At 60.1% G+C, this 23,316-nt stretch carries 24 protein-coding genes; 10 read left to right on the top strand and 14 right to left on the bottom strand.

The features are described from left to right. Window positions 1-116 precede the first annotated feature (116 nt). Both ABD653_RS08565 and ABD653_RS08560 read left to right on the top strand, forming a co-directional pair. Window positions 117-455, top strand: coding sequence for a P-II family nitrogen regulator (locus tag ABD653_RS08565; protein ID WP_160778296.1), 339 nt, complete (start codon window positions 117-119; stop codon window positions 453-455). A 32-nt stretch (window positions 456-487) separates the two neighbouring features. Beyond that, window positions 488-1,825 (top strand): ammonium transporter, encoded by a 1,338-nt coding sequence (locus tag ABD653_RS08560; protein WP_160778295.1) that lies wholly within the window; start codon window positions 488-490, stop codon window positions 1,823-1,825. Between the two features lie 128 nt (window positions 1,826-1,953). Here the strand turns inward: ABD653_RS08560 and ABD653_RS08555 are convergent, their stop codons facing one another. The 3 genes from ABD653_RS08555 to ABD653_RS08545 are packed head-to-tail and all read right to left on the bottom strand — an operon-like array spanning window position 1,954 to window position 4,916. Next, window positions 1,954-3,546, bottom strand: coding sequence for a GMC family oxidoreductase (locus ABD653_RS08555; protein ID WP_160778294.1), 1,593 nt, complete (start codon window positions 3,544-3,546; stop codon window positions 1,954-1,956). A gap of 25 nt (window positions 3,547-3,571) precedes the next feature. Then, a complete protein-coding gene (locus tag ABD653_RS08550) occupies window positions 3,572-4,519 on the bottom strand; it encodes a sterol desaturase family protein (RefSeq protein ID WP_160778293.1) in 948 nt (315 codons plus the stop codon). Next, the gene (locus tag ABD653_RS08545) at window positions 4,512-4,916 is read right to left on the bottom strand and encodes a hypothetical protein (protein ID WP_160778292.1); all 405 of its coding nucleotides are present in this window, start codon (window positions 4,914-4,916) and stop codon (window positions 4,512-4,514) included. Before ABD653_RS08545 ends, ABD653_RS08550 begins: the two co-directional genes overlap by 8 nt. A 93-nt stretch (window positions 4,917-5,009) precedes the next feature. Between ABD653_RS08545 and ABD653_RS08540 the strand changes: the two genes are divergently transcribed. Next, window positions 5,010-6,431 (top strand): amidohydrolase, encoded by a 1,422-nt coding sequence (locus ABD653_RS08540; protein ID WP_160778291.1) that lies wholly within the window; start codon window positions 5,010-5,012, stop codon window positions 6,429-6,431. Here the strand turns inward: ABD653_RS08540 and ABD653_RS08535 are convergent, their stop codons facing one another. Beyond that, window positions 6,432-6,872, bottom strand: coding sequence for a protein tyrosine phosphatase family protein (locus tag ABD653_RS08535; RefSeq protein ID WP_160778290.1), 441 nt, complete (start codon window positions 6,870-6,872; stop codon window positions 6,432-6,434). It lies immediately after the preceding gene. Window positions 6,873-7,227: 355 nt separating this feature from the next. Between ABD653_RS08535 and ABD653_RS08530 the strand changes: the two genes are divergently transcribed. The 7 genes from ABD653_RS08530 (at window position 7,228) to ABD653_RS08500 (ending at window position 14,061) form a co-directional block, all read left to right on the top strand. After that, complete coding sequence (locus ABD653_RS08530; protein ID WP_160778289.1) at window positions 7,228-8,040, top strand: cold-shock protein; 813 nt, start codon at window positions 7,228-7,230, stop codon at window positions 8,038-8,040. Window positions 8,041-8,163: 123 nt separating this feature from the next. Next, window positions 8,164-9,357 (top strand): aspartate aminotransferase family protein, encoded by a 1,194-nt coding sequence (locus ABD653_RS08525; protein WP_160778288.1) that lies wholly within the window; start codon window positions 8,164-8,166, stop codon window positions 9,355-9,357. Beyond that, on the top strand, window positions 9,357-10,286 hold the full coding sequence (argF, locus tag ABD653_RS08520) for an ornithine carbamoyltransferase (RefSeq protein ID WP_160778287.1): 930 nt from the start codon (window positions 9,357-9,359) through the stop codon (window positions 10,284-10,286). Before ABD653_RS08525 ends, argF begins: the two co-directional genes overlap by 1 nt. Before the next feature lie 46 nt (window positions 10,287-10,332). Then, window positions 10,333-11,226, top strand: coding sequence for an Hsp33 family molecular chaperone HslO (gene hslO / locus ABD653_RS08515; RefSeq protein WP_160780303.1), 894 nt, complete (start codon window positions 10,333-10,335; stop codon window positions 11,224-11,226). 82 nt (window positions 11,227-11,308) lie between these two features. Next, a complete protein-coding gene (locus ABD653_RS08510) occupies window positions 11,309-11,725 on the top strand; it encodes a DUF3617 domain-containing protein (RefSeq protein ID WP_160778286.1) in 417 nt (138 codons plus the stop codon). A gap of 45 nt (window positions 11,726-11,770) precedes the next feature. Then, window positions 11,771-12,490, top strand: a complete 720-nt coding sequence (queC, locus tag ABD653_RS08505) for a 7-cyano-7-deazaguanine synthase QueC (protein WP_160778285.1) — start codon at window positions 11,771-11,773, stop codon at window positions 12,488-12,490. Continuing rightward, a complete protein-coding gene (locus tag ABD653_RS08500) occupies window positions 12,487-14,061 on the top strand; it encodes a spinster family MFS transporter (RefSeq protein WP_160778284.1) in 1,575 nt (524 codons plus the stop codon). Before queC ends, ABD653_RS08500 begins: the two co-directional genes overlap by 4 nt. 16 nt (window positions 14,062-14,077) lie before the next feature. Here ABD653_RS08500 and ABD653_RS08495 read toward each other — a convergent pair whose 3' ends face one another. The 10 genes from ABD653_RS08495 to ABD653_RS08450 form a co-directional block, all read right to left on the bottom strand. Further along, window positions 14,078-14,605: a superoxide dismutase family protein gene (locus ABD653_RS08495; protein WP_160778283.1), complete on the bottom strand. Its 528-nt coding sequence runs from the start codon at window positions 14,603-14,605 to the stop codon at window positions 14,078-14,080. A gap of 91 nt (window positions 14,606-14,696) precedes the next feature. Then, window positions 14,697-15,818 (bottom strand): OmpA family protein, encoded by a 1,122-nt coding sequence (locus ABD653_RS08490; RefSeq protein WP_160778282.1) that lies wholly within the window; start codon window positions 15,816-15,818, stop codon window positions 14,697-14,699. 191 nt (window positions 15,819-16,009) lie between these two features. Then, window positions 16,010-16,465 (bottom strand): DUF2793 domain-containing protein, encoded by a 456-nt coding sequence (locus tag ABD653_RS08485; RefSeq protein ID WP_160778281.1) that lies wholly within the window; start codon window positions 16,463-16,465, stop codon window positions 16,010-16,012. A 26-nt stretch (window positions 16,466-16,491) separates the two neighbouring features. After that, the gene (locus ABD653_RS08480) at window positions 16,492-18,669 is read right to left on the bottom strand and encodes a phage tail protein (protein WP_160778280.1); all 2,178 of its coding nucleotides are present in this window, start codon (window positions 18,667-18,669) and stop codon (window positions 16,492-16,494) included. A gap of 3 nt (window positions 18,670-18,672) precedes the next feature. Next, window positions 18,673-19,101 (bottom strand): NlpC/P60 family protein, encoded by a 429-nt coding sequence (locus tag ABD653_RS08475; RefSeq protein WP_160778279.1) that lies wholly within the window; start codon window positions 19,099-19,101, stop codon window positions 18,673-18,675. Next, window positions 19,098-19,916 (bottom strand): DUF2163 domain-containing protein, encoded by an 819-nt coding sequence (locus tag ABD653_RS08470; RefSeq protein ID WP_160778278.1) that lies wholly within the window; start codon window positions 19,914-19,916, stop codon window positions 19,098-19,100. The genes ABD653_RS08475 and ABD653_RS08470 overlap by 4 nt, the downstream gene beginning before the upstream one ends. Next, window positions 19,913-22,237, bottom strand: coding sequence for a DUF2460 domain-containing protein (locus ABD653_RS08465; protein ID WP_160778277.1), 2,325 nt, complete (start codon window positions 22,235-22,237; stop codon window positions 19,913-19,915). The genes ABD653_RS08470 and ABD653_RS08465 overlap by 4 nt, the downstream gene beginning before the upstream one ends. A gap of 12 nt (window positions 22,238-22,249) precedes the next feature. Beyond that, window positions 22,250-22,828 carry a tail tape measure protein gene (locus tag ABD653_RS08460; RefSeq protein ID WP_160778276.1) on the bottom strand — a complete coding sequence of 193 codons (579 nt, stop codon included), beginning with the start codon at window positions 22,826-22,828 and terminating at the stop codon, window positions 22,250-22,252. Next, window positions 22,821-23,015: a phage tail assembly chaperone gene (locus ABD653_RS08455; RefSeq protein ID WP_160778275.1), complete on the bottom strand. Its 195-nt coding sequence runs from the start codon at window positions 23,013-23,015 to the stop codon at window positions 22,821-22,823. The genes ABD653_RS08460 and ABD653_RS08455 overlap by 8 nt, the downstream gene beginning before the upstream one ends. Next, window positions 23,012-23,305, bottom strand: coding sequence for a gene transfer agent family protein (locus tag ABD653_RS08450; RefSeq protein ID WP_160780302.1), 294 nt, complete (start codon window positions 23,303-23,305; stop codon window positions 23,012-23,014). The genes ABD653_RS08455 and ABD653_RS08450 overlap by 4 nt, the downstream gene beginning before the upstream one ends. Window positions 23,306-23,316 lie beyond the last annotated feature (11 nt).

Below are 23,316 nucleotides of genomic sequence, written 5' to 3'. Positions count from 1 at the left end.
TTGGATCGGCTCTCCGGCCTTGGGATCGGCTGATTCCTGCCCTTTTGCCGATTGGCACACCTCTTGCTGCACATGCGAACACCGGGATGGTCCCGGCATTGCACAAGGGGGGAATGATGAAATTCATCATCGCCGTGATCAAACCATTCAAGCTCGACGAAGTGCGTGAGGCACTCGGCGGGATCGGCGTCGCCGGTATGACTGTGTCCGAAGTCAAAGGCTTCGGCCGACAGAAAGGCCAGACCGAGATTTACCGCGGAGCCGAATACTCGACCAACATGCTACCCAAGGTGAAGTTGGAAATTGCCGCCAGCGATGACCTGGCAGCGCAAGTGGTCGAAACCATCCAGACAACCGCAGGAACCGAAGCAATCGGCGACGGCAAGATTTTCGTGCTCGATCTTGCGAGCGCAACCCGCATCCGCACCGGCGAGACCGGTGAGACAGCATTGTGATGCCGGCGACATCGAAATCAGGGGAAATCCAGATGATCCGCACTCTACTTCGCAGCGCAGGCGCGCTGGCCGTTACCGGCCTCGCCTCCACCGCTGCCTTCGCACAGGAGGCTGCCGAAGCGGCCGCAGCCGTGCCCAATCCCGGCAACAATGCCTGGATGATGACCGCAACCGTTCTCGTCCTGCTCATGATCCTTCCGGGACTGGCGTTGTTCTATGGCGGCCTAACCCGCTCCAAGAACATGCTCTCCACCATGACCCAGATCGGTGCGACCGCCGCGTTGGCGATGATCGTGTGGGTCATGTGGGGCTTCAGCCTGGCTTTCGGTTCGACCAGCTATGAAGGCACGCTGGGCCTCTTCATCAGTGGTGGTAGCTATTTCCTCTCTGGCATGGATGCCAGCACGACAGCGGCGACCTTCACTGACGAAGTGATCAGCGAGTATGTCTTCGTCAGCTTCCAGATGACCTTCGCCGCGATTACTGCGGCGCTGATCCTGGGCGCCACCGCAGAGCGTATGAAGTTCAGCGCAGTCATGGCGTTCGTGCCGATCTGGCTGACGATTGTCTATTTCCCGATCGCACACATGGTGTGGGCCGGTGGCGGCCTGTTGTTTGAAGACGGCGCCCTCGATTTCGCTGGCGGAACTGTGGTGCACATCAATGCCGGTGTATCGGGCCTTGTCCTCGCTTACCTCCTCGGGAAGCGTCGCGGCTATCCCGCCGAACCGATGCCGCCGCACTCCCTCACGATGACGATGGTAGGCACTGGCCTGCTGTGGGTTGGCTGGTTCGGTTTCAACGCCGGTTCCGCTCTCGAGGCTGACGGCTTTGCCGGTCTCGCCATGATCAACACCTTCGTCGCAACGGCTGCCGGCGCTCTGGCCTGGATGGTGCTGGAGCGTCTCGCGGGCCACAAGGGCTCGGCCCTCGGCTTCTGCTCAGGCGTCATCGCCGGCCTCGTCGCGGTGACCCCTGCCGCAGGCAATAGTGGTCCGTTCGGCGCCATCCTGCTCGGTATTGCGTCCTCGGCCGTCTGCTACTTCGCCGTCACCAAGGTCAAGGCGAAGTTCGGCTATGATGACTCGCTCGATGCTTTCGGCATCCACGGCGTGGGCGGCATTGTTGGCGCGATCGGCACCGCGATTGTCTACCAGCCGTTTCTCGGCGGACCTGGCGATGGTTCGACCGGTGTGGTCGAACAGCTCGGCATCCAGACATACGGTGTCTTGGTCACGATCGCCTGGGCCGGCCTTGGCACCCTGATCGCTGCCTTCATTGTCAAAGCACTGATCGGCCTGCGCGTCTCCGAAGAGACCGAAGTCGACGGGCTCGATATCTCCGAACACGGAGAGCGTGCCTACAACTAACACCCGAATTGGCGGGCCGGGAGCATCCTCTCCCGTTCCCGGTCCGCCAATCTTTGTTCCTCCTGCGAACAACACCTTCAAAGGGCCGGAGCATAGCGCTCCGGCCCCTTTTTTCGTCTTATTGGTCGTTACTCGGCGGCGAGGATGAAATCGGCGCAGCGTTCGCCGATCATGATACTCGGAGCATTGGTGTTGCCCGAGACAATCTTGGGCATCACAGAGGCATCGGCGATCCAGAGCCCCTCGACCCCGCGCGCTTTCAGCCTCGTATCTACTACAGCACCATCGTCGGCCCCCATCCGGCAGGTGCCGACGGGGTGATAGACTGTATCCGCGCGGTCGCGGATCAGCTCGTCGAGCTGAGCATCATCATTGAGGTCGATCGGATGGCGGTCGGTAGGACCGTATTCCGCCAGCGCGGGCGCATCGGCAATCCGGTGTGACAGGCGGATCCCCTCACGCAAGGTGGCGATATCGCGATCATCGTCGAGGAAGTTCGGGTCGATCCGGGGTGCGTCTTTCGCATCACCCGAATTGAGCCGCACGGTGCCACGGCTTTCGGGCCGCAGCACGCAGGCATGGAGCGAGAAGCCGTGACCCTTCACTTTTTCGCGGCCATGATCCTCCAGCACGGCAGGCACAAAATGCCATTGCACATCGGGAGCAGGGGCATCGGGCATGACCTTCCAGAAACCGCCAGCTTCGGCATAGGGTGTGGTCATGATCCCGGTCCGCTTGCGCCGGTGCTCGAGGATCGCCTTGGCCATGCGTGCCGACCCTTCGATGGAATCGCCGATCGGAACCTTGCTCTGCGTCTCCCAGCCGGAGACATAATCGATATGGTCCTGCAACTCGCTGCCCACTGCAGGCTTGTCCACCTTCACAGCGATACCGTGTTCTTTCAGGTGGTCAGCCGGCCCGATCCCGGACAGCATCATGATCTGGGGGGAATTGAAAGCACCGGCAGAGAGAATCACGCCCTTGCGTGCAGTCAGGACCTGGCGTTTGCTACCAAATCCGCCGGTCCGGATTGCCACGCCGGTCACTTTCCCGTCGTCGATGATCAGGCGCTCGACCAGCGTCTTGGTACGGATGTCGATATTGGCTTCATTGCGGATCGGCTCGACATAGGCGCGCGAGGCGGACCAGCGCTCGCCTTCGCGTTGGGTTACCTGGTACAGGCCGAACCCTTCCTGCTTCGCCCCATTGAAGTCGGTATTGTGCGGCAGCTGCAACTGGGTGGCGGCCTCGACAAAGTCGGTGCTGGTGGGGTTGGGCCATTTCTGATCGGACACAAAGAGCGGCCCGCCAGCGCCGTGAAAATCGTCGGCGCCGCGCACATTGGCTTCTGCCTTCTTGAAATAGGGCAGGACATCTTCGTAGGCCCAGCCATCACAGCCCATCTCGGCCCAATTGTCGAAATCCCATTTGTGCCCGCGGATGTAGACCATGGCGTTTATCGCAGACGATCCGCCCAGCCCCTTGCCGCGGGGCTGGTATCCGATGCGACCGTTCAGGCCCTTTTGCGGCACGGTGTCGAAGCGGTAGTTCGTATTCTTCAGCAGGAACGGCATGAAGCCGGGGGTCTTGACCAGCATATTGTTGTTGCGGCCGCCAGCCTCCAGCAGGCAGACCTGGCGGGTCCCGTCTACCGCAAGCCGGCCGGCCACTGCGCTGCCCGCACTGCCGCCACCGATTACGATATAGTCATACTGGTTCATCAAGCTCTCCTCTGATCGAGGAGGGTTACGCAGGCTCGTGGCTCGCTGCAATCGCCTTTTGGTCCGTAGTCCTGTCTTTGCCGGATTCCCGATCTTGCCAGCGTTCGCGAATCATGTCGGACGTGTCGCGACTGCCATCATGCGTCCAGCCGGGTTCGCGCAGCAGATAGCCCAGCTTGTGCCGCCATGGCGCGCGCCAGATATCCTGAACCATGCCGATCCATTCATGCAGCACGGCCCATAGCAGGTTGAAACTGCCGAGCTGTTTGACAATGCCGTAGCGGATGTCTTCTTCGTTCGTTTCGGGCTCGAACGTGCCGAACATCTTGTCCCAGATAATGAAAACGCCGGCATAGTTCCGGTCGAGATAGCGCGGGTTGGTGGCATGATGGACCCGGTGGTGGCTCGGCGTATTCAACACCGCTTCGAACCAGCGCGGCATCCGGTCAATCGCCTCGGTATGGATCCAGAATTGGTAGATCAGGTTGAAGCCGCCAACGATGGCAATCATGCCGGGATGGAAGCCGAGGAAGACTAGTGGCAGTGCGAAGAGCAGGCCGAAAGTAAAGCTGCCGGTCCAACTCTGCCGCAGCGCGGTCGAGAGATTGTAATGCTGGCTGGAATGGTGATTCACATGGGACGCCCACATCCAGCGGATGCGATGCCCGGCGCGGTGAACCCAGTAATATTTGAGGTCATCGAGCACGAAGCAAAGCGGCCATGCCCACCACACGGCCCACCATTCGGGGCCGAAATCCAGCAGGCGATAGTCATAGGCGGTCATGAAAACAAACACCGCGAAACCGCCAGACAACGCGCCTGCAATGGTGCTGCCGAGCCCGAAGGAAAGGCTCACCAGGGTGTCCTTTGGCTCATAGGCTTCGGGACGGCTGCGCCAGGCCCAGACCATCTCGATCAGTACCAGCACAACAAAGGCCGGAACGGCGTATTGGGTGGGCGAGAAGTCAGGCATCGCGGGGTGTCTCTAGCCCGTTGATTGCTGCAACCCAATATGGTCCGTCTTCCAGCGTCAGGAAAACGTCGCCAAAGCGGCGCTCCCCGGTGTGAATATGCAGCTGCCCGCCAGACAATTGCGCTCTTGCCTCTGGGGTCAGGACCCGGCCGGCAAAGTGGCTGCCATGGGGCCTCAGGACCATGATCTGCCCGTTCGGTCCGCGCAGTATCGCCCCTTCTCCGTCGCGATCGATCGCGAATTCCTCTGCCTCGAACCCGCTTACAACCTGGTCCGCAGCACGTCGCGCGTCCGATTCGTCGTGCAGGCGCGGGGATGCGCCCAGCTTGAGCCACGCCGTCAGGCCCGCCAACAAGAGAATGGCAATCAGGGAGCCGCCAAGTTGCACAGGATCCATGCGGCGCGGTTGGCATGTGCGGCATGCTGTGTCGAGGGCCACTTCCCATTTGCGCCTGCGCTTGGCACAAGCAGGGCAACAGGGAGATTGGAAATGAAACGCTTTGCGCTTTTGGCAACGATGGCCATGGCTGTCACTCCTCCAGCATGGGCCGCGCCTGAAGATCCGATTGCGGCGGTCGATGCACAAGAAGAGCGCACCACACGAGTTGCCAAACAATTGTGGGATTGGGCCGAGCTCGGATATCTCGAATTGCGCTCGACCAACCTGTTGCAGAGCGAGCTGCGCAGCGAAGGATTTACCATTACCGAAGGGGTCGCTGGAATCCCGACAGCTTTTGTTGCCGAATGGGGGCAGGGCGGGCCGGTTATCGGAGTCTTGGCGGAATATGACGCCCTGCCGGGGATCAGCCAGTCAACCTCCGCCACACGGGAGATCATGGATGACAAGCCGGCTGGGCATGCATGCGGGCACAACCTGTTCGCAGCTGGTTCGCTGACGGCTGCCATCGCGATCAAGAACTGGCTTGAAGCGACCGGGACGCCGGGCCGCATCCGGCTCTATGGCACGCCGGCGGAAGAGGGCGGTTCGGGCAAAGTCTACATGGCCCGGGCCGGCCTGTTCGATGATGTCGATGTTGCGCTGCACTGGCATGCGGCTGATCGTAACAGCGCAGCGGCCCGTACCAGCCTTGCCAATCGTTCGGCCAAATTCCGGTTCAAGGGAATTTCAGCCCACGCCGCCGGCGCTCCCGAACGGGGCAGGTCCGCGCTCGACGGGGTCGAGGCCATGAACATGATGGTCAATATGATGCGCGAGCATACGAGCATGGATACGCGCATCCACTATGTCGTGACCAAGGGCGGCGCGGCGCCCAATGTAATCCCCGATTTTGCCGAGTCCTTTTACTATGTCCGGCATTCCGATGCTGACGAGGTCCGCACGCTATGGAACCGGCTCGAGGATACGGCCCGGGGTGCCGCGATCGGGACTGGTACCGAAGTCGAATGGGAAATCATTCACGGCAACAATCCCCTGCTGGTCAACGAGACGCTGGCCAAGGTGATGGATGCAAAGCTGCGCCAAGTCGGCGGGGTGACCTACACACCGGAGGAGCGCGAATGGGCTGCCCAGATCAGCAAATCTCTGGGCGAAGGGGCCAAGCCGCTTGATTCGGCCGAGGCAATCCAGCCGTATGGCAAGTCGCTCGGCTACGGATCGACGGATGTCGGGGACGTTTCGTGGGCCACACCGACTGTCGGGGTGCGAACGGCGACCTGGGTGCCGGGAACAAGCGCCCATAGCTGGCAGGCAGTTGCCGCAAGTGGCCATTCAATCGGCGCCAAGGGCGCACAGGTAGCGGCGAAAGCCCTTACCCTGATGGCGATCGAACTCTATTCGCGACCGGACCTGCGCTCGGCTGCCAGGGCCGAATTCGATGCATCGCGAGGCGAGGACTATGTCTATCGCTCGCTACTGGGCGATCGCGACCCTCCGCTCGACTATCGCAAATAGTCAGCCCTTGGACCGGGCCGCGAACATATCCATCGCGGGACGAATCGGGCTGACATCATAGCCGGCGTTGGCCGCTGCGGCGGAGATCGCTTCCGGATCAACACCTGCGCTCGACTGTGCCAGCGACCATAGCAATGTCGAGCGGGTGCCTGACCGGCAATAGGCAAGAACCTTGCCCGCGGCCCCGTCCAGCGCCGCGCGCATTGCCGCGACCTGAGGCTCGCTAAAACCGGCCGAAGTTACAGGAATCGCGACATAGTCCAAGCCGGCAGCGCGCGCCGCATCCTCGATCGCGGAACCTTCAGGCTGGGAAGCTTCCTCGCCGTCAGGGCGGTTATTTATGATCAAGGTAACGCCTTGATCGCAGGCTTCCTGCACGTCAGCAGGTGTGATTTGCGGACTTGCCATCGTGGTTTCGGACAAGGCGCGGAAATCGCTCATGATCAAAGCTCCGGAATTATGGTCGTGCATTGGGTGCCGCGTTGACTATCAGCCGCGACCCCTTCGCCATCGTCAATGCCCCTGCAATTGTCCAATCGCAAGCAGCGGATTGCACAGTAAAGCGTCACGCGAACATTGCTGTGGCTGGTTATGGAATTGTCACATTTGAACGCGATACTACGCTGCGACGCTAAAACATTCGCCTGCTGCGCCTTTCTGCGCTATGAATGAAAATCTGTGGGTGGAGAATCCGGCAATTGTCCGGTCACTTCCACCTGACGATCGGCCAGCCTCGCCGTCCAGGCCAGCCGTATCGAGACTGACGGGGCGCGCTTGACAAGGTACGAATTGAGTTATGGGTTACGATAGAGGGCGCCGCGGTCGCGGACGCGACAAGCGGGATGGTTTCGGTGAAGATGGATACGAACCGTTTCCCGGCGGTGGCGGCGATTTCGGCGGCGGCGGTGATCGCTTTGGCGGTGGCGGCGACCGGTTTGGCGGAGGCGGTGGAGACCGCTTCGGCGGCGGTGGCGGTGACCGTGGTGGCTATGGCGGCGGCGGCGGCGGAGGTCGTGGCGGCTTCGGCGGCGGTCCGCGTGGCGGCGGCGGTAGTGGCGGCGGCGGCGGTGGCGGCGGTTTCAACCGCATGCCGGCCCAGGTTGTCGGTACCGGCAAAGGCACCGTAAAATTCTTCAACTCGCAAAAGGGCTTCGGCTTCATCCAGCAGGATGAGGGCGGCGAAGATGTGTTTGTACATATCAGCGCCGTAGAACGCGCCGGACTGGAAGGATTGGCCGAAGGTCAGGGCCTCGAATTCAACCTGATCGATCGTGGCGGCAAGATTTCCGCACAGGATCTGCAGATTGTGGGCGATGTGATCGAAGTGCAGGGCGGCGGTGGACGCGCTCCCGAAGGCGATCGCGGAGGCCCGCCGCAGCGCGAGCTTACCGGCGAAAAGGCAACCGGCACCGTGAAATTCTTCAATTCAATGAAGGGTTTCGGCTTCCTGGTACGGGATGATGGCCAGCCTGATGCATTCGTACATATCAGTGCTGTCGAACGGTCCGGCCTGAGCCAGATCAATGAGGGCGAGCGCTACGAATTCGACCTCGAAGTTGACCGACGAGGCAAGCATTCGGCAGTCAACCTGGTTCCGGCCGAAGGCTGACAGCCCGCTTCTTGCCAGCCTGTTTGACCGGGCGCGGCGAAGCGCATAGACAATTGCAAATGGCGGCCTCTGCGGAGGTCGCCATTTGTTGTTTGAAATTGAATTCTCGAGGAACATCGTCTCATGGCTATCACACCGCTTATGCCCGTCTATCCCCGGTGCGGGGTTCGCCCGGTTCGCGGCGAGCACTGTCACCTGATTGATGAAGACGGCATCCGTTACCTCGATTTTGCCAGCGGTATCGCGGTCAACTTGCTGGGGCATTCGCATCCGGGTCTGATCGGCGCGATCCAGAATCAGGCCGAGACGTTGATGCATGTCTCCAACCTCTATGGCAGCCCGCAAGGCGAGCAATTGGCCGCGCGGCTGGTAGAGAAGACCTTTGCCGATACCGTTTTCTTCACCAATTCGGGTGCCGAAGCTGTCGAGGCGGCGATCAAGGCGGCTCGTGCCTATCACCAGCATGCAGATGGCAATCCGAAACGCACGGAACTGATCACCTTCACCAATGCCTTTCACGGGCGCACGATGGCGACCATCTCTGCCTCCAATCAGGAAAAGATGCACAAGGGCTTCCTGCCCCTGCTCGAGGGTTTCCAGTATTGCGAGTTCGACAATCTGGAGATGGCCAAATCCATGGTCGGGCCAAAAACAGCCGGCTTCCTGGTCGAACCGATTCAGGGTGAAGGTGGTATACGTCCGGCTTCGGACGCGTTCATGACCGGCTTGCGCGCACTGTGCGACGAACATGACCTGATGCTGGTGCTCGATGAAGTGCAATGCGGCGTGGCACGGACCGGAACTCTGTATGCTTATGAGCAATACGGGATCGTGCCTGATATCCTGGCGACGGCCAAGGGCATCGGCGGCGGATTTCCCTTTGGTGCGACGCTGGCGACCGAAAAGGCTGCACGGGGCATGACCTTTGGCACCCATGGATCGACCTATGGCGGCAATCCGCTGGCTATGGCTGCGGGCATGGCCGTCATGGACGCTGTCGCGAATGATGAGTTTATGGCCGAAGTGCGTGAGAAGGGAGAGCGCATCCGCGCCCGGCTCGAGCAATTCATCGGCAATTATCCGGATCTCTTCGAGCTCGTTCGCGGCAAAGGCCTGATGCTCGGGATCAAGATGAAGGTCGAAAGCCGCCCGTTCTTTGTCCATCTGCGTGACCACCATAAGTTGCTGACGGTCGCTGCCGGGGACAACACCTTGCGCGTCTTGCCCCCGTTGGTGATCGGTGACGCGGAAATAGACGAGTTTTTCGAGAAGCTTTCCGCCGGTGCGTCTGACTACGTGATCCCTGAGGCAGCCTGATGACCATCCGGCACCTCCTCGATCTGTCGGATGCAGGCGGCAATGCGATCGCGGCGATGATCAATGATGCGCAAGATCGCAAATCGGCACGGACTACCTGGCCGCGTGGTCGGTCTGATGCAGACGCGCCGCTGGATGGCCATGTGCTGGCGATGATTTTCGAGAAAAGCTCTACCCGGACGCGCGTCAGTTTTGACATGGCCATGCGCCAGTTGGGCGGCAGCGCCATGGTCATGGATTCCGGCTCGATGCAGCTGGGACGGGGCGAATCGATCGCGGACACGGCTCGGGTCCTGAGCCGGATGGTCGACGCGATCATGATCCGGACCGATGATCATGACAAGATCGAGGAAATGGCCCGGTATGCCAGTGTGCCGGTCATCAACGGTTTGACCGATCGATCCCACCCCTGCCAGATTGTCGCCGATCTGCTCACAATTATCGAGCGGGGCAAGCCATTGCCCGGGCTCGAGATGGCGTGGCTCGGTGATGGCAACAATGTCCTGCACTCGGTGCTGGAAGCTGCCGGCCTGATGAAATTCAATGTCCGGATCGGCACCCCAAAGGGTTTCGAGCCGGACGAAGAATTCGTCGCGATGGCGCGTGACGGTGGTGCAACGGTGACGCTAACAGACGATCCTGTTGCAGCCGCAGACGGGGCCGACGTGGTGGTCACCGACACTTGGGTTTCGATGGGACAGGACCATGCGACGACAAAGATCGAAGCGATGAGCCCCTTTCGGGTTGATGCCAATCTGATGGCGCAGGCCAAGGCAGATGCCATTTTCCTTCACTGCTTACCCGCCCATGTTGGGGAAGAAGTGACACAAGAGGTTATCGAGGGCCCGCAGTCTGTCGTTTTTGACGAGGCTGAAAACAGGGTTCACGCCCAGAAGTCGATCCTGCTGTGGGCTCTGGGAAAGCTCTAGAGGCTGGCAGGCTTTCTTTCTGCCTGAGCCACCCCATATGTCGCCCATGCAGCAGCCAACAGAGATTTTCTCGGATCGAACCCTGGGGTTCACGATCCCCTCGCGCGATGTGCGCGGGCGGGTGGTGAGGCTCGATGATGTGCTTGAAACGGTCTTGTCGGCCCATGACTATCCCCCTGCGATCACACACTTGCTGGCCGAAGCCTTGGTGCTGGCAACATTGATCGGCAGCCTGGTCAAGCAGGATCAGGGGCAAATGACGATGCAGGCCCAGACCAAGGGCGGCGTCGTCAATCTGCTCGTATGTGATTTCCGCAATGGTGAAGTCCGTGGCTATGTCGATTTTGACGAGGGCCGGTTCGGAGCGTTGGGCGCGAACCCGTCGCTCTCAGCGCTATTTGGCGAAGGCTATCTCGCGATCACATTCGACATGGCAGACGAACGAGGCCGCTATCAAGGCATCGTGCCGCTGGAGGGCGAGAGCCTTTCGCAGGCTTGCGAGAGCTATTTCGTGCAGTCAGAGCAGGTGCCAACGCTGATTCGTGTCGCCATCAAATCTGGCGACAGTGGTTGTGTCGGGGCTGGCATGCTGGTGCAACACCTTGCCGATGGCGAGGAAGGTCGCGAACGACTGCATGTTCGCTTGGACCATCCCGAATGGGAGTACGTTTCGGTTATGGCGGGCAGCATTCGCCATGATGAATTGCTGGATCCGGCTTTGTCTATGGAAGCCCTGGTGTGGCGGCTCTTCCACGAGGAGGACGAAATCAGGACACAGCATGGCGCTGCTCTGTCACGCGGGTGCCGCTGTTCTGCCGAGCATTACGAGCAAGTTCTCGGCCGCTTCCCGCCTGCAGAGCGGGATGCCATGCGCAATGACGAGGGCGTTATCGTGGTCGATTGCGCCTTTTGTTCGAAGCTTTTCTCCGTGGCGGTCTGACGTTTCGAAGTTGCGGCTGTTCAGATTGCCGCAAAGCTTGTAAATCTATGAAATTGTGAGGTCGCCAGGCGAAGGGATGGATATGAAAATGCTCTCTCGCGCCCGGCTGCAATCGGCAGTGATTGCTTTGGGTGCATCCATTGTTGCGTTGACTGTGCCGACCCAGGCGCAGGCACCTTCGCTCGCCATGCTGGACAAACTGCAACCAGGTGAGTGGGAGATTCGCTATCGTGATGGCTCGCCTGCACGCAAACTTTGCCTGGGTAGTGGCCGTGACCTTATCCAGCTTCGCCACCGGACGCCGAAATGCAATCGGTTTGTCGTCGAGGACGGGCAAGCAGAAGTGACCGTGCAATATACCTGCCGTGGGAATGGCTACGGAAGAACGAGTATTCGCCGCGAAAGCAATCTGCTGGTCCAGATCGAGTCTCAGGGCATCGAGGGTGGGCTGCCATTCTCATTCACAGCCGAAGGTCGCCGGGTCGGGGCCTGTCGGTAGAACTTTGCGCTTGGGCGCCGGATGGTTCTGCGCTAGCCGCAACTAATGAGTGGCAATTCGCGCAAGGCGGCAGCTGTCCTGCTTTCGGGCGGCCTTGATTCCATGGTTACGGCAGCCATCGCGCGCGAGCAGGGTTTTGCCATTCATGCGCTCTCGATTGACTATGGCCAACGCCACAGGATCGAACTGGACGCCGCCAGCGTTATTGCGACGAAGCTTGGAGCTGAGCGACACGTTGAAATATCCCTCGATCTTCGCAAATTCGGTGGTTCGGCGCTTACTGCCGATATCGATGTTCCCAAGACGGGCGTCGCGGATGATATACCTGTAACTTACGTTCCCGCTCGAAACCTCGTCTTCCTGTCATTGACGACCGCTTTTGCCGAGGCATCAGGCGCGCGCGACCTGTTTATTGGCGTGAATGCGCTCGATTACTCCGGCTATCCCGACTGCCGGCCCGAATTTATCGAGAGTTTCGCCGCGACGGCGAATCTCGCGACCAAAGCTGGGGTTGAAGAAGGTGCACCCTTTCATATCCATACCCCCTTGCAGAATATGACCAAGGCCGACATTGCACGTGAGGCAGATCGGCTTGGGCTGGATTCAGCATGGAGCTGGTCGTGCTACGATCCGCTCCCAGGGGCACAACCCTGCGGTGCGTGTGACAGCTGTCGCTTGCGCCGCAAGGGATTTAGCGAAGCCGGTTTGACTGATGGTTTGATGTATCCGGCGGATGCTCCGCCGATCCAGGGAGAGAATGTGTGAGCGAATCTGACGATCAAGCGCCCGTCGCCGCATCGCAAACCGAGAAGGTGCCCGCATATAGCTGGTACGCACTGGGCATCTTGGTGATCGTCTATGTCCTCAACTTTGTAGACCGAAACATCATTTCGATCCTGGCTGAGGATATCAAGGCAGATCTCGGCTTGCGCGATGACCAGATCGGCTTCCTCTACGGGACAGCGTTTGGCGTTTTCTATGCTCTCTTTGGCATTCCGCTCGGCAAGCTGGCTGACAGTTGGCACCGGGTTCGCTTGATGACGGCAGGCCTTGCGATTTGGTCGGCATTCACTGTGCTCTCTGGCTTCGCCAAGAGCTTCACCGCTCTCAGTGTGGCCCGGATTGGTGTGGGTGTGGGTGAGGCGACGGCGAGCCCGAGTGCCTATTCGCTGATTTCAGACTGGTTTCCCAAGAAGATGCGGGCCACTGCGCTCGCGATTTACTCGTCCGGCCTTTATATCGGTGGCGGCGTTTCACTGCTGATCGGCGGTGCGATCGTGGAGCGTTGGAACGAGTCATATCCAGTCGACGCGCCATTAGGTCTGGCCGGATGGCAAGCCGCCTTCATTCTCGTCGGTCTGCCTGGCTTGCTGCTCGCAATGCTTGTTTTCACTCTGCGCGAACCGCTGCGTGGGCAGAGCGAAGGATTGATTGCAGAACCAGTCAAAGATCCTTTCCGCGGCTTTTTGCGCGAGCTGGTGGCTGTCATTCCGCCTTTCACGCTTATCGGTGCGGCCCAGGCTGGGACGCGCGGCATCTTGATCAACCTTGCCGGGGCACTGGTCATCGGCGGTACCGCATTCGCGCTCGCTGAGCTTACCGGCAACTACCAGCAATGGATTGCTGTCGGGATCGGGTACTACGCCATCTTCTCCTGGGCTTCGACCTTGAAGCGCCGCGATGAGGCAGCCTTCAAGTTGATCTGGGGTACCCCAGCATTCCTGACGACTATCCTGGGATACGGCATGGTGGCGTTCATGTCATATGCGGCGTCATTCTGGGCTGCCCCCTATGCCATTCGTATCCTTGGCGAAGCACCGGCTTTGGCGGGCTTCTGGATTGGCGGACCCGGAGCCGCAGGTGGCTTTCTTGGTGTGGTGCTCGGTGGATGGGCAGCAGACTGGTTGCGCAAACGCAATCCGGCTGGGCGCCTGATCATGGTTGCGGTCGGTCTCGTCGGTGCAGCGCCGTTTCTCTACATCATGTTTACGGCGCAGGATCCGGTCGTGTTCTATATCGCCGCGTTCTTGCAGTCTCTGTTTGGCAGTTCTGCCCTCGGCGGAGCTGCGGCCACAACTCAGGATCTGGTGCTTCCCCGCATGCGCGGGACGGCAACAGCGACCTTCTTCCTCTCGACCACCCTGGTTGGCCTGGCCCTTGGGCCTTATCTGGCAGGGCAGGTATCCACCGTGACGGATAGCCTCTCGACGGGAGGACTGAGCCTTCTGGTAGCGGTACCTATCGGTCTGATCTTGCTATTTGTGGCATATAGAACCGTGCCTGAGGCAGAGAGGACATTGCTCGAACGCGCTCGCGCGGCGGGCGAGGCTGTCTAAAGCTCTTGCTCTAGCTCTAGCTGCGTTTGAGCACGCCGCAGGCGATCCGTCGCCCGGCATTGCCGGAGGGTTCGCTAGTGCCGTCATCGGGATCAGCGTGTATCATGACTGCGGTGCCGTCTTGATCGAACAATTCGGTCAGGATCATCTGTCTGGTGCCACGCAGCATTACCGTCTTTGTTGTGAGGCCTGTTGATTGTGCGACAAGGTTGGGCAGGTCACCCAAGTGGCTTCCATCATCATCCTCGAGGCCGTGGCCTTCACCCGTAGGATTGAGATGCCCGCCGGCGGATTGGAATCCAGGCCGCTCGCACCTCCCGGTCGTATGAAGGTGGAATCCATGCGGGCCGGCAGGGATGCCGGAAACTGCCACGGTCAGAGATACAATATCACCGGTCGCCAACAGCTGGGCCGTCCCGGCAGGTACGCCGTTGCTGAGGCTGACCGTCGCGCTACCAAGCCGCTCGGTTGGTAGCTGGCTCGCTGTTGAACAGGATGCGAGCAAAGGGAGGGCAGCCATAGCCGCGACAGCAAAGAGTTTCATAAAGAGGTCCTGTGTTGTTCACCTGACCCTATAACGAAAAAGGGGCCGGATTGCTCCGGCCCCCAATTCATTTTGCTCGTAAAAGCTTGGCTTACATGCCCGAACCCGGACCGTAAGTAACTTCCACGCGACGGTTCTGCAGTTCGCGAACGCCGTCTGCGGTCGGAACGCGAAGCTGGGTTTCACCAAACGCTTCGCTGCTGATACGGGCATCAGGGATGCCGCGACCTGACAGGTAATCGCGAACCGAGGCGTTACGACGCTGGGACAGGCCCACGTTGTAAGTCTTGGAGCCCGACGCATCTGCGTGACCAGCAAGCATGACCGAAGCCGAACCACAGTTGGCATATGCCGTAACTGCATTGTTCAGAATCGTCGCTGCTTCCGGAGTGATTGCCGACTCATCCCAATCGAAGAATACGATGTAAGGACCCGTGTTGCACGTCGGCGCAGCTGGAGGCGGCGGCGGCGGCGGGGGTGGTGGAGGCGGCGGCGGAGGCGGCGGCGGCGGAGGTGGCGGGGGAGGCGGAGCCGAGCCAAAGTTATAGGTCAGCGTTCCAAGAATGGAGTGCGACCGGAACTTGTCGTCGACCGTGCGACCTGAGCGATCCACCAGTACCACATTTTCAGCCGTGAACATGCGATACTTGAGACCGACGTCCCAGTTATCGTTCAGCGGTGCGCGGATGCCGCCAATGATCTGCCATGCAAGACCGCTGTCGGAATCGTCGAGACCGGCAGTGCCAGTGGTATTGATCGTTGCATTGATGTCAGTGCGTGCAACACCGATACCGCCACCGACGAAACCCTGGATACCGTCGTCGGGACCGAAGTCCGCGAGACCGTTGACCATGAAGCTCAGCGAGCTGACGCTACCATTGGCCGGGTAAGCGCCCGACGGAGCAAGACGGCCAGCCGGGCCTGCAGGGAAGCCTGCAGTACCAACATTGACGCCATCAACTTCTGCTTCACGGTAGCTTGCTTCGGCTTCAAGACGGACAGGACCGAAGTCATACCCGACGATGCCGCCGAAGTCGTAGCCTTCGGTGGTTGCGACTGTCAGCGAGTCGTTGTTGCCGTTGACGTTGAGATCGATGTCTTCGACGACCATGACGCCGCCGTCTACCTCGACGTACCAAGCATCGTCACGGGCCAAGGCCGGTGATGCGAGGGCAGTGGAGGCCATCGCCATTCCGATGACGAGTTTCCTCATTATGTAATTCCCCTTTTAGCGAATTGGAGCCACCAAGAGATTCTCATCTAACTTTTCCCCAGTGGCTAAGCAAGCAGGCAAACGCTCCAACCTGTTGCAAGAATGCCGCAATTTTAGCAACATCCGGACAAACAGCCGGAATTCTCGGCCCGTCAGCTGCTCAACAAGGAACCTGCGCCCTTGTTCCGACCTCAGGCCGGGAAAACGCCAACAGCAACCAAGGCTGCTATGAGCGCTTCCAAAGTTGCACGCGCCTCGGCATCGACCAATTGCCCTCCAGAAGGGGTGAGCGGTTTGGCCGGCACTTCCCACTGTCCGCTGTAGTGGAGGATTTGGCCTCTGGTCGCATCATAGCACTGCATTCCCTCTGTCGGGTCGAGGAAGAGCCAATCACCGCCGCTGAAAGACGCAAGGCAGTCTTCCTGACCGGCCCAGGCGCCCGTCGGGCTCTGGCCGACGAGCCAGATCTGGCCCTCGCCAGCTGTAGCGGGAGGGGTCGATATCTGCTCCTCTACCCTCGGGTGCAGCAGGGCATCGATCCGGAGCAGGCCCTCGTTCACGATGGCTTCCTTCTGGGCTTGTGCCGCGAAAAGAAGCGGCAAGCCATGGCGGGCAGAGGTGCTTTGAAATTCGATCGGTTGGGTCATGGTTTTCCCTTTCAAAGTCGAAAAGATCAGGGGATTTGCATCAGCAAAAGCGGCTCAGAGTGGGCAAAACTTCCGATCTGACGCACCCACATGACTGCACCGGGCGCGGCTAACTGGATGTCATTCCATCCGGCAGGGTCGAAACTCAAAGCGTTGATGGGTGTGATCCAGCTTGAAGACGGCGAATCGGTCGAGCCAATGCCCACCAGATACGATTCAATTTCTTCAACTAGAGGGACTTCGACCCCATCATGCCATGCCCAGGCTCCGCGAGCCCGTCGTGTCCAGCACAGTTTCAGAGAGCCATCGTTCTCGATTCTGGCTCGCGGGTGGACGGGCGTCAAAGGACGGATACTGGCACCCCTGTTTCGCAATGGCGCGTAGGCCGGATCTTCGTCGCCTGGGCCGATAGCCGCCATTCGATCGCCGGACAGGGCCTGAGTCGAAACGGCGCCGAGCTCGATCAGATTCCGGTCGAGAATGACGAACGGCGCGTCGGCATTGTGGCCCTTCTGTGATTCGGCTTCGGTGCCTCCGCGCCCCCGCAGCAGACAAGAAAGACGCCAGTTCCCGTCGCCGAGAGGTGTTGCTGTGGCAAACTGCATCACTTCGGACCCTACCAGCGCTCGATTTGCTCCATTGAGCAGTTCTTCGAGCGTCGCATCCGTCAGATCGGCATCATGATTCTCAATCGAAACCTCAATGGATTGGAGGGGCTCCACCCTCAACGCAGGCGAGCCAGCCAGTGGGGACCGCAGTGAACCTTGCAGGGAGTTTGTGCGAGGATTGGTCGTCAGCAGCTCCAGTGCATTGCCAATCTCTGCATGCAGCGAAACGCTAGCGCGGCCGAGGGGAGTAGAAGCTGCAGCAAATATCTGGCGCTGGTTTGAACTGCCGGTGCCATCCCATGGTAGCTCGAAGACATCGAGAATGGTCGGGAAGGGCAGCGCGTCAATTGGCGCCAGATAGGCACCTGCATCAGTACCACCACCTCGCACATTTGTGGCGCTGCGCCTTACAAGCTCGAGCTCGATCCCTTTGTCGCGCCACTCCCAGGATTCGACCAGCCATTCTCCCGGGCGGTCCGGAAGCTTGACAATGCCACCAGGCTGGATGGCCGGGTCCAGCTCAGCAACCCGCCAAGACATGCGCTCTCTGCGCCAGCGGTCGCGCAAAGTAACTTGCTCAGCCAAGGCCTTTGCGGTGTCGGCAGAAAGCACGCCGGGGAATTCAAGGAATTGCTGGCCGCGGGATCCGGTCGGCCCCGCTGCGCGCTGGATGCCTGGCTGATAGTCGCGCTCTGGATCATAGTGGCGCAATGCCGTTGGCCCGTTCTCAGCGGCTTGCCTGATGCCTTGCCGCCCGCTGGGAGCGTCAGATTCCCCGGAAGTTGGCGTGGTAATCGCGTGTGGTAATATGACCGGGGTGACGTCCTTTTCCGGATCGCGAAAGGTAAGGCCGTGTTCGCCCGCTTCGCAAGACAAGGGAAATACGCTGCCAATGGCATCAAGGTTGGCCGCGACCGGTCCGGCTTCGATGGCGAAGCCTTGCAGGCCTTCTGTTGTTGCCGTGTTGGAATGTGAAGTAATCTGATGCTCCACCAGGTCGGTGAACTTCGCCCCGCCATCGTCGCCAATCACTTCGAATGTCAGTGCGGGAATTCGATTACCAAAATCGGACAGATCGAGATCCTCGAAGACCGCATAGGCGCAGTTACGGAAGGCGGGGCAGTTGCTCCCTTCGGTTGCACCAATGATCGGGTCGACTGGTTGATCGCCTCGGCCCTCATAGAATCGAAGCGCTCCGCCAGTTTTCAGGTCCCCGGCCTCTCCCCTGAGCAAGTTGCCGTCGGCCCATATCCGCCCCAGCCCTCTGATGGGGCGACTGGACAGCGCGATGGCAAAGGATGCGCTGTAACTATACGTCGTCGTCTTGGGTTTTCCCTTCCCGCCGCTCGTTTCGCTGGTTTCGTTCAGGTCGGTTGCCCAGATGATGCTGCCGGAGGCTCTCATTTTGCCATGCAAGCGAGGAATGGGCTGGCCATAGCTTGAGGTTGTGACGTGGAGTTCCTTCAGCCTCGGGCCTTCATTGGTCTTGCCGCCGATGATGCGTCCATCGACCTCGCGCCCGATCAAGGCCCCGATAGAACCGCCAAGAGGTCCGCCGACGATCGATCCGACAGCCGAGAGTACAAGGGTCGCCATTCTTCAGATCTCCACTTCGGCTACAGGCGTTTCGGAAAGCCGCCAACGGCTCAGGACGGGCCAGGGGATGGGCCCCGGCATCGCGACAACTCGGCGCAGTCCGGCATGGGCGTGCACGAACCGGTCAGGAGATGTTGCGATCAGTAAGTGATGCTGGGCCGGGCCGGGCCGGGCCAGCACTATGTCCCCTGATGCGATGTCACCTTGGGCCAACTGGACCCCTGCAAAATCGACCTTGTCGACCAGAGATGCGATTGCACTATTGCGGAGCTGATAATTCGCCGGAATGTCGAGGGAGCGCCCGATCCTGGCAAGACAAGTAACAACCAGGCCAATGCAATCGACGCCGGTTGCCAGGCTCCGTCCGCGCAACCGGTACGGCGCACCAATGCATTCTTCGGCGGCTTGCGCCAGCCGCTGGCAATCCGTCATCCGGCTGGAGTCGGGTAGCGGGCCAACAGGTCATTGCCGGGTAAAAAGGGCTCGCCCTGGAAATTGACCGCGTTGGAAAAGCGGTTGTAACACGTGGCAATGGTATGATCGCAGCCTTCGCGCACGACCGCTCGCATTCCTGGCAGAGTTGCAGGATCGATTTGCGAATCGACGATGACGCCACCGTCCGCAACGGCAACAATTTCCTGCTTCTGACCGATTTGCGGGCCATCCAGCCAGCGGATCTGTCCGTAGACCAATTCGCTACCGGCACTATGATCAAACGTGACCGTGTTGGCCTGGTGGTCAATAGCAATGGCAGTGCATTCCCGGCTAAAGCGGGCCGCCGATAGAGTGCAGCCCGGCCCACAAAATTCAGCTCTACAAGTCGGACTGGTCCTGGGGATGTGATCGAAACTCAGCTGTTCCTTAGAGGACAGCAATTCAGCCGAGAAGCCATCCGCCTCTTCGCTTACCCTTCCTATCGAGCCATTATAGAGGTTCACGCGTTCGAGCGTTTCCCAATCAACCGCTCCGATACTCACCCTGGCGTTGTCGAACCTTCCTCTGGCAAGATCGGTTGACGATATGCTGTCATGCGACAGAGGGCCGGCCATTTCCGCACTGTCTCCGGACAGGCCTGAGGTCTTGCGGATGGCCGAAGGCAAGACGCCCGGGGCGGCCCGATATGTGACCCCGTCGAAAGTGAGGTCACGATCATGGCTGGTGAAACCCAAGGTTACACCATCCTGACGCTCTATCCGCCACCACGTCGCCACGCCTTCGAGTTCGGACGCGAAGAATGTCCGGCTCATGTCCGCTCGCGCACTTCCACCAGCGGTACCGATGGTGCTTCGCCAGCAGCAAAGGCAGCGCCAGTGACATCGAGCCTGTCTTCTGCAAATCGCACAGGCACGTCGAACATGTAACCGGCCCGAATAGCCGCGCCAGACGCAGGAGGTGAACCGAATGTTATCACGCCCCCATCTGCCATTGCCCAATCCTGGGTTTCGGCACCATCGATGCTGACCCGCACAGTCTCGGTGCGGGGCCGGGTGATGGGCCGAACCTGGGGGTCATCGCCATCGCCGTAATTCTTGATGAGCGCGAAATCCGCCTGCAGACCGTCGCCAGTCCCGATGCGCTGATCGTTCGGACCGGGTGTGCCAGTCATTCCGTTCGAACTGAAATCGAACGGGTCCGGCAACCGGAAACCGCGGGCAGCTCCCCTGCGCGCACGGAAGAAGCGAATTAGAATCCCAAGCTCGTCTTCAGATCGCAAGCCGGGGCCAACGTCGTAGCGCAACCTGGCATCCGACCACAACGAATTGCGCCGTTCATGGCCAGACGCTGTGACGGCGACATTGGTTGAGAACTCCGGACTGACGCCGGCATCGCGGCCAAGCGCGAGAGGGTAGATTACATCATCAAAGGCTTGCACCTTATCCTCCTGAGAAGGTGCGAGGCGTGTGTAGCCATCGCGGGAAATCTGAGGCAGTGCCCACACGAACCGCTGCGTGATCCCGCGCGCTTTCGCTTCGCTGAGGGCAGCATCGATTGGCGGCCAGAATGTGTCGGCATCTTCGGCGAGCAAGACGAAGCCCGACAGATAATCTTGCCGGCCTATCGGGTAACCGAGCCTGGCAACGACTTCTTGATAGGCAGCCCGGCGCAATGCTGTTGCGCCGCCTGTCAGCCAGTCATAATCTTCAAGCTGAAGGCGGTCGAATGTGGGCCATGCCCATTCGACCGGAAGGTTAGCGCGTTTCAGCTCGGGCATGTCGGGATCGAGGATCGTGGGCGTGAATGCGAGCAGCAGGATCTCGGCAGAACTGCTGGCCGCCGTGCGCACAGCATTGGCAAGATCGATAGTCGATTGGGCCAGGATGGTGCCTGCCGCGTCGAGAAGGTCCAATCGGGCCGGATCATGCAGGTCGCGCATGTCAGCAATGACCGGCGGATCGCCGCCGAGGGCCGCACGCGCCGCATCATCATAGAGGCAGGGTGCCCGGGTTGTTGGGATCACCCACCACCAGGGCTCGCCGATCTGGAAAAGCACCGGCAACCCAGCACTTTCCATCAATACGACAAACTCTGTCGCCACGGCATGAAGATATCCCATCGCATCGCTATTCGCCGGAGACAGCAAGGCGGAGGGGGGCACCCATCCGGTGCGCGCCGGGGTCCCGTCATAGGCGCGTTGCTGCCATTCTTCGGGGCAATGCTCGGCAAAAAGCTCGTAAGACAGGGACGCGATGATATCGAAGCCAAGGGCCCGAGACTGCTCGAAAAACGAGCGGTGCCACGCGATTGCGGGTTCGCATAGAGCACCGTCTTCCGAAACCTTCAGGCTTCCAGCTACATCAGTCAGCCGGAAGAAGTGACTCATCCCCAAATAATGTATGATCCGCCCACGATAACCCAACGCCCGGATATTGCGCAGCAACCTGGCCGGGGTTTGATTGAAGGCATCATCATAGGCAGTGGCGATCTGTTCGCCATGCGGTGCCATCAGCACATCACCGATTTCGAGCATCGCCCGTTCACCCTCACAGGTGATATCGGTCAACTCGACCCAGCCATTGATGCGACTGGCCAAAGGAGCTGTGCTTCCGGGATCGTATCCCGTCGGAACAAGCGAAATGAACATCCGGTCTATGTCGCTCGGATAGACTTTCTCTCCGGGCAGCGTGAAGCCACTCTGCAACGCCGAGAAGGGCAAAACAATCTGTGCGTTTTCGGGCGTGCCGGTGGCATAGTTGCAAAGCCGTACATACCAGGCGCGGACATCGCCATTGGCGTCGCGCCCTTCGATTGTCAGGGTTGGGCCATGCACAGCGTCAAGCGGGATGACCCCATCGGAAACCCATCGGAAGCGCAGCGTGGTATGCTCGTAATTGTGGTCTTCGCCATACCCTGCGAGAGGGTGGTCCAGTGTGTCGGTACTCGCCCAAATCAATCCTGCGAGTTCGCCTGCATTGTGGAATTCGCAATCAACCCGCAGCGAAGCCGGGCCGGTAGAGACCACGGATGCCATCATCGGGCGCGGAAAATTGACCGTCCAGAAACGTGGATCGAACCGCTGGATGTAGTCATGATCTTGCCCGTTTCGTTGACGGGCCAGCCAGAATGCCATGAACGGACCTTCCTAGAATTCTATTAGGGCGCGCCGCACGGCGCTGGCGACCTGCCGGGAAGATCGCTGCATCGCGACCGGGCTGTCGGTGCCGCGTGGTGACTGGACTTTGATGGCCACGTTGACTGACCGCGCCGATACACCGGTGGCCCCGTTGGCCTGAACCTTCCCTGCGCTGGTAGGGACGAACAATTCCGGCCCGCGCTCACCCACCAAATATCCGCGTCCTGGAGACACTGGCCCCCCTGTCGCACGCCCTGGCAGGCCTAAAATACCGCCAATCAATCCGCCCAGAAGGCCGCCAGCACCAGAGCTGTTGCCGCCGCCGCCAAAGATGCTGTCCAGCCCAAGCTGGAGCGCCTCGGACGCAATCTGGTCGAGCACACGGGAGGCGTTTCGCCGCAAGTCTTCGAAACTCAGGCTCCCCTTGCGGATGGCAGAAACGAGCCCGCGTTCGAGAACGGATCCCGCCTTGCTGAATCCATCCACCAGCTGAGTGTCGAATGCTCCCCGCATTTGGGCAATGTCATCCGAAAAGCCCTGCGTGCTGGCACGAACCTCGACCAGCATTTCTTCAACCGAGTCATCCATTGGAATCGCGCTCCATCATTGCATCGATCTCATTGCGGGAAAGCGGGGCATCAGACGGTTCGATTGGGCCCAGGCTGACCGAAAGCTCCATTGGAGTGGCCGACCAGAATTCTGCTGGCCTCCACCTGAGAACTTGCGATGCCAGTGCCGCCAGGCGCGGAATAGCATCGCTCAGTGTCTCGCTCATCCGCGGCCTTGCAGAATGGTACCGAGAACGTTGCGCAGGGGTTCCGCGCATCCGGCGAGGCCATGCTGGATGACGGCCTGGCCAATATCTTCTCGCGAAAGATCAGCAGGCTCATCAAGGCAATGCCAGAACAACGATGCCATCTCTGCCAGTTTCAGGTTCCCAGAGCCCGCCCGATCTACCAGCGCGAACAGGGGGCCGAGTTCTTCCTCAGCAGCGATCAGAGCTGCGAAGGTCGGGCGCAACAGATAGGAGCGGCCCGCAACCGTTAGGCTGGCTTCGCCGCGCATCACGTTGGCGC

This window comes from Parerythrobacter jejuensis, assembly GCF_039536765.1.
Taxonomy (GTDB): Bacteria; Pseudomonadota; Alphaproteobacteria; order Sphingomonadales; family Sphingomonadaceae; genus Parerythrobacter; species Parerythrobacter jejuensis.
The sequence above is the reverse complement of the archived record's forward strand: the minus strand, read 5'-3'. Positions and strand labels throughout refer to the sequence as shown.

What these genes read in the sequence shown, in the direction of transcription:
- ABD653_RS08525 (WP_160778288.1), top strand. Translation starts at nt 8,164, where the DNA reads ATGGCTATCACACCGCTTATGCCCGTCTATCCCCGGTGCGGGGTTCGC.
- ABD653_RS08555 (WP_160778294.1), bottom strand. Translation starts at nt 3,546, where the DNA reads ATGAACCAGTATGACTATATCGTAATCGGTGGCGGCAGTGCGGGCAGC.
- ABD653_RS08455 (WP_160778275.1), bottom strand. Translation starts at nt 23,015, where the DNA reads ATGAGCGAGACACTGAGCGATGCTATTCCGCGCCTGGCGGCACTGGCA.
- argF (WP_160778287.1), top strand. Translation starts at nt 9,357, where the DNA reads ATGACCATCCGGCACCTCCTCGATCTGTCGGATGCAGGCGGCAATGCG.
- ABD653_RS08550 (WP_160778293.1), bottom strand. Translation starts at nt 4,519, where the DNA reads ATGCCTGACTTCTCGCCCACCCAATACGCCGTTCCGGCCTTTGTTGTG.
- ABD653_RS08495 (WP_160778283.1), bottom strand. Translation starts at nt 14,605, where the DNA reads ATGAAACTCTTTGCTGTCGCGGCTATGGCTGCCCTCCCTTTGCTCGCA.
- ABD653_RS08485 (WP_160778281.1), bottom strand. Translation starts at nt 16,465, where the DNA reads ATGACCCAACCGATCGAATTTCAAAGCACCTCTGCCCGCCATGGCTTG.
- ABD653_RS08480 (WP_160778280.1), bottom strand. Translation starts at nt 18,669, where the DNA reads ATGGCGACCCTTGTACTCTCGGCTGTCGGATCGATCGTCGGCGGACCT.
- ABD653_RS08470 (WP_160778278.1), bottom strand. Translation starts at nt 19,916, where the DNA reads ATGAGCCGGACATTCTTCGCGTCCGAACTCGAAGGCGTGGCGACGTGG.
- ABD653_RS08490 (WP_160778282.1), bottom strand. Translation starts at nt 15,818, where the DNA reads ATGAGGAAACTCGTCATCGGAATGGCGATGGCCTCCACTGCCCTCGCA.
- ABD653_RS08465 (WP_160778277.1), bottom strand. Translation starts at nt 22,237, where the DNA reads ATGGCATTCTGGCTGGCCCGTCAACGAAACGGGCAAGATCATGACTAC.
- ABD653_RS08535 (WP_160778290.1), bottom strand. Translation starts at nt 6,872, where the DNA reads ATGAGCGATTTCCGCGCCTTGTCCGAAACCACGATGGCAAGTCCGCAA.
- ABD653_RS08545 (WP_160778292.1), bottom strand. Translation starts at nt 4,916, where the DNA reads ATGGATCCTGTGCAACTTGGCGGCTCCCTGATTGCCATTCTCTTGTTG.
- ABD653_RS08475 (WP_160778279.1), bottom strand. Translation starts at nt 19,101, where the DNA reads ATGACGGATTGCCAGCGGCTGGCGCAAGCCGCCGAAGAATGCATTGGT.
- ABD653_RS08540 (WP_160778291.1), top strand. Translation starts at nt 5,010, where the DNA reads ATGAAACGCTTTGCGCTTTTGGCAACGATGGCCATGGCTGTCACTCCT.
- ABD653_RS08450 (WP_160780302.1), bottom strand. Translation starts at nt 23,305, where the DNA reads ATGCGCGGCGAAGCCAGCCTAACGGTTGCGGGCCGCTCCTATCTGTTG.
- queC (WP_160778285.1), top strand. Translation starts at nt 11,771, where the DNA reads ATGAGTGGCAATTCGCGCAAGGCGGCAGCTGTCCTGCTTTCGGGCGGC.
- ABD653_RS08560 (WP_160778295.1), top strand. Translation starts at nt 488, where the DNA reads ATGATCCGCACTCTACTTCGCAGCGCAGGCGCGCTGGCCGTTACCGGC.
- ABD653_RS08565 (WP_160778296.1), top strand. Translation starts at nt 117, where the DNA reads ATGAAATTCATCATCGCCGTGATCAAACCATTCAAGCTCGACGAAGTG.
- hslO (WP_160780303.1), top strand. Translation starts at nt 10,333, where the DNA reads ATGCAGCAGCCAACAGAGATTTTCTCGGATCGAACCCTGGGGTTCACG.
- ABD653_RS08510 (WP_160778286.1), top strand. Translation starts at nt 11,309, where the DNA reads ATGAAAATGCTCTCTCGCGCCCGGCTGCAATCGGCAGTGATTGCTTTG.
- ABD653_RS08460 (WP_160778276.1), bottom strand. Translation starts at nt 22,828, where the DNA reads ATGGATGACTCGGTTGAAGAAATGCTGGTCGAGGTTCGTGCCAGCACG.
- ABD653_RS08530 (WP_160778289.1), top strand. Translation starts at nt 7,228, where the DNA reads ATGGGTTACGATAGAGGGCGCCGCGGTCGCGGACGCGACAAGCGGGAT.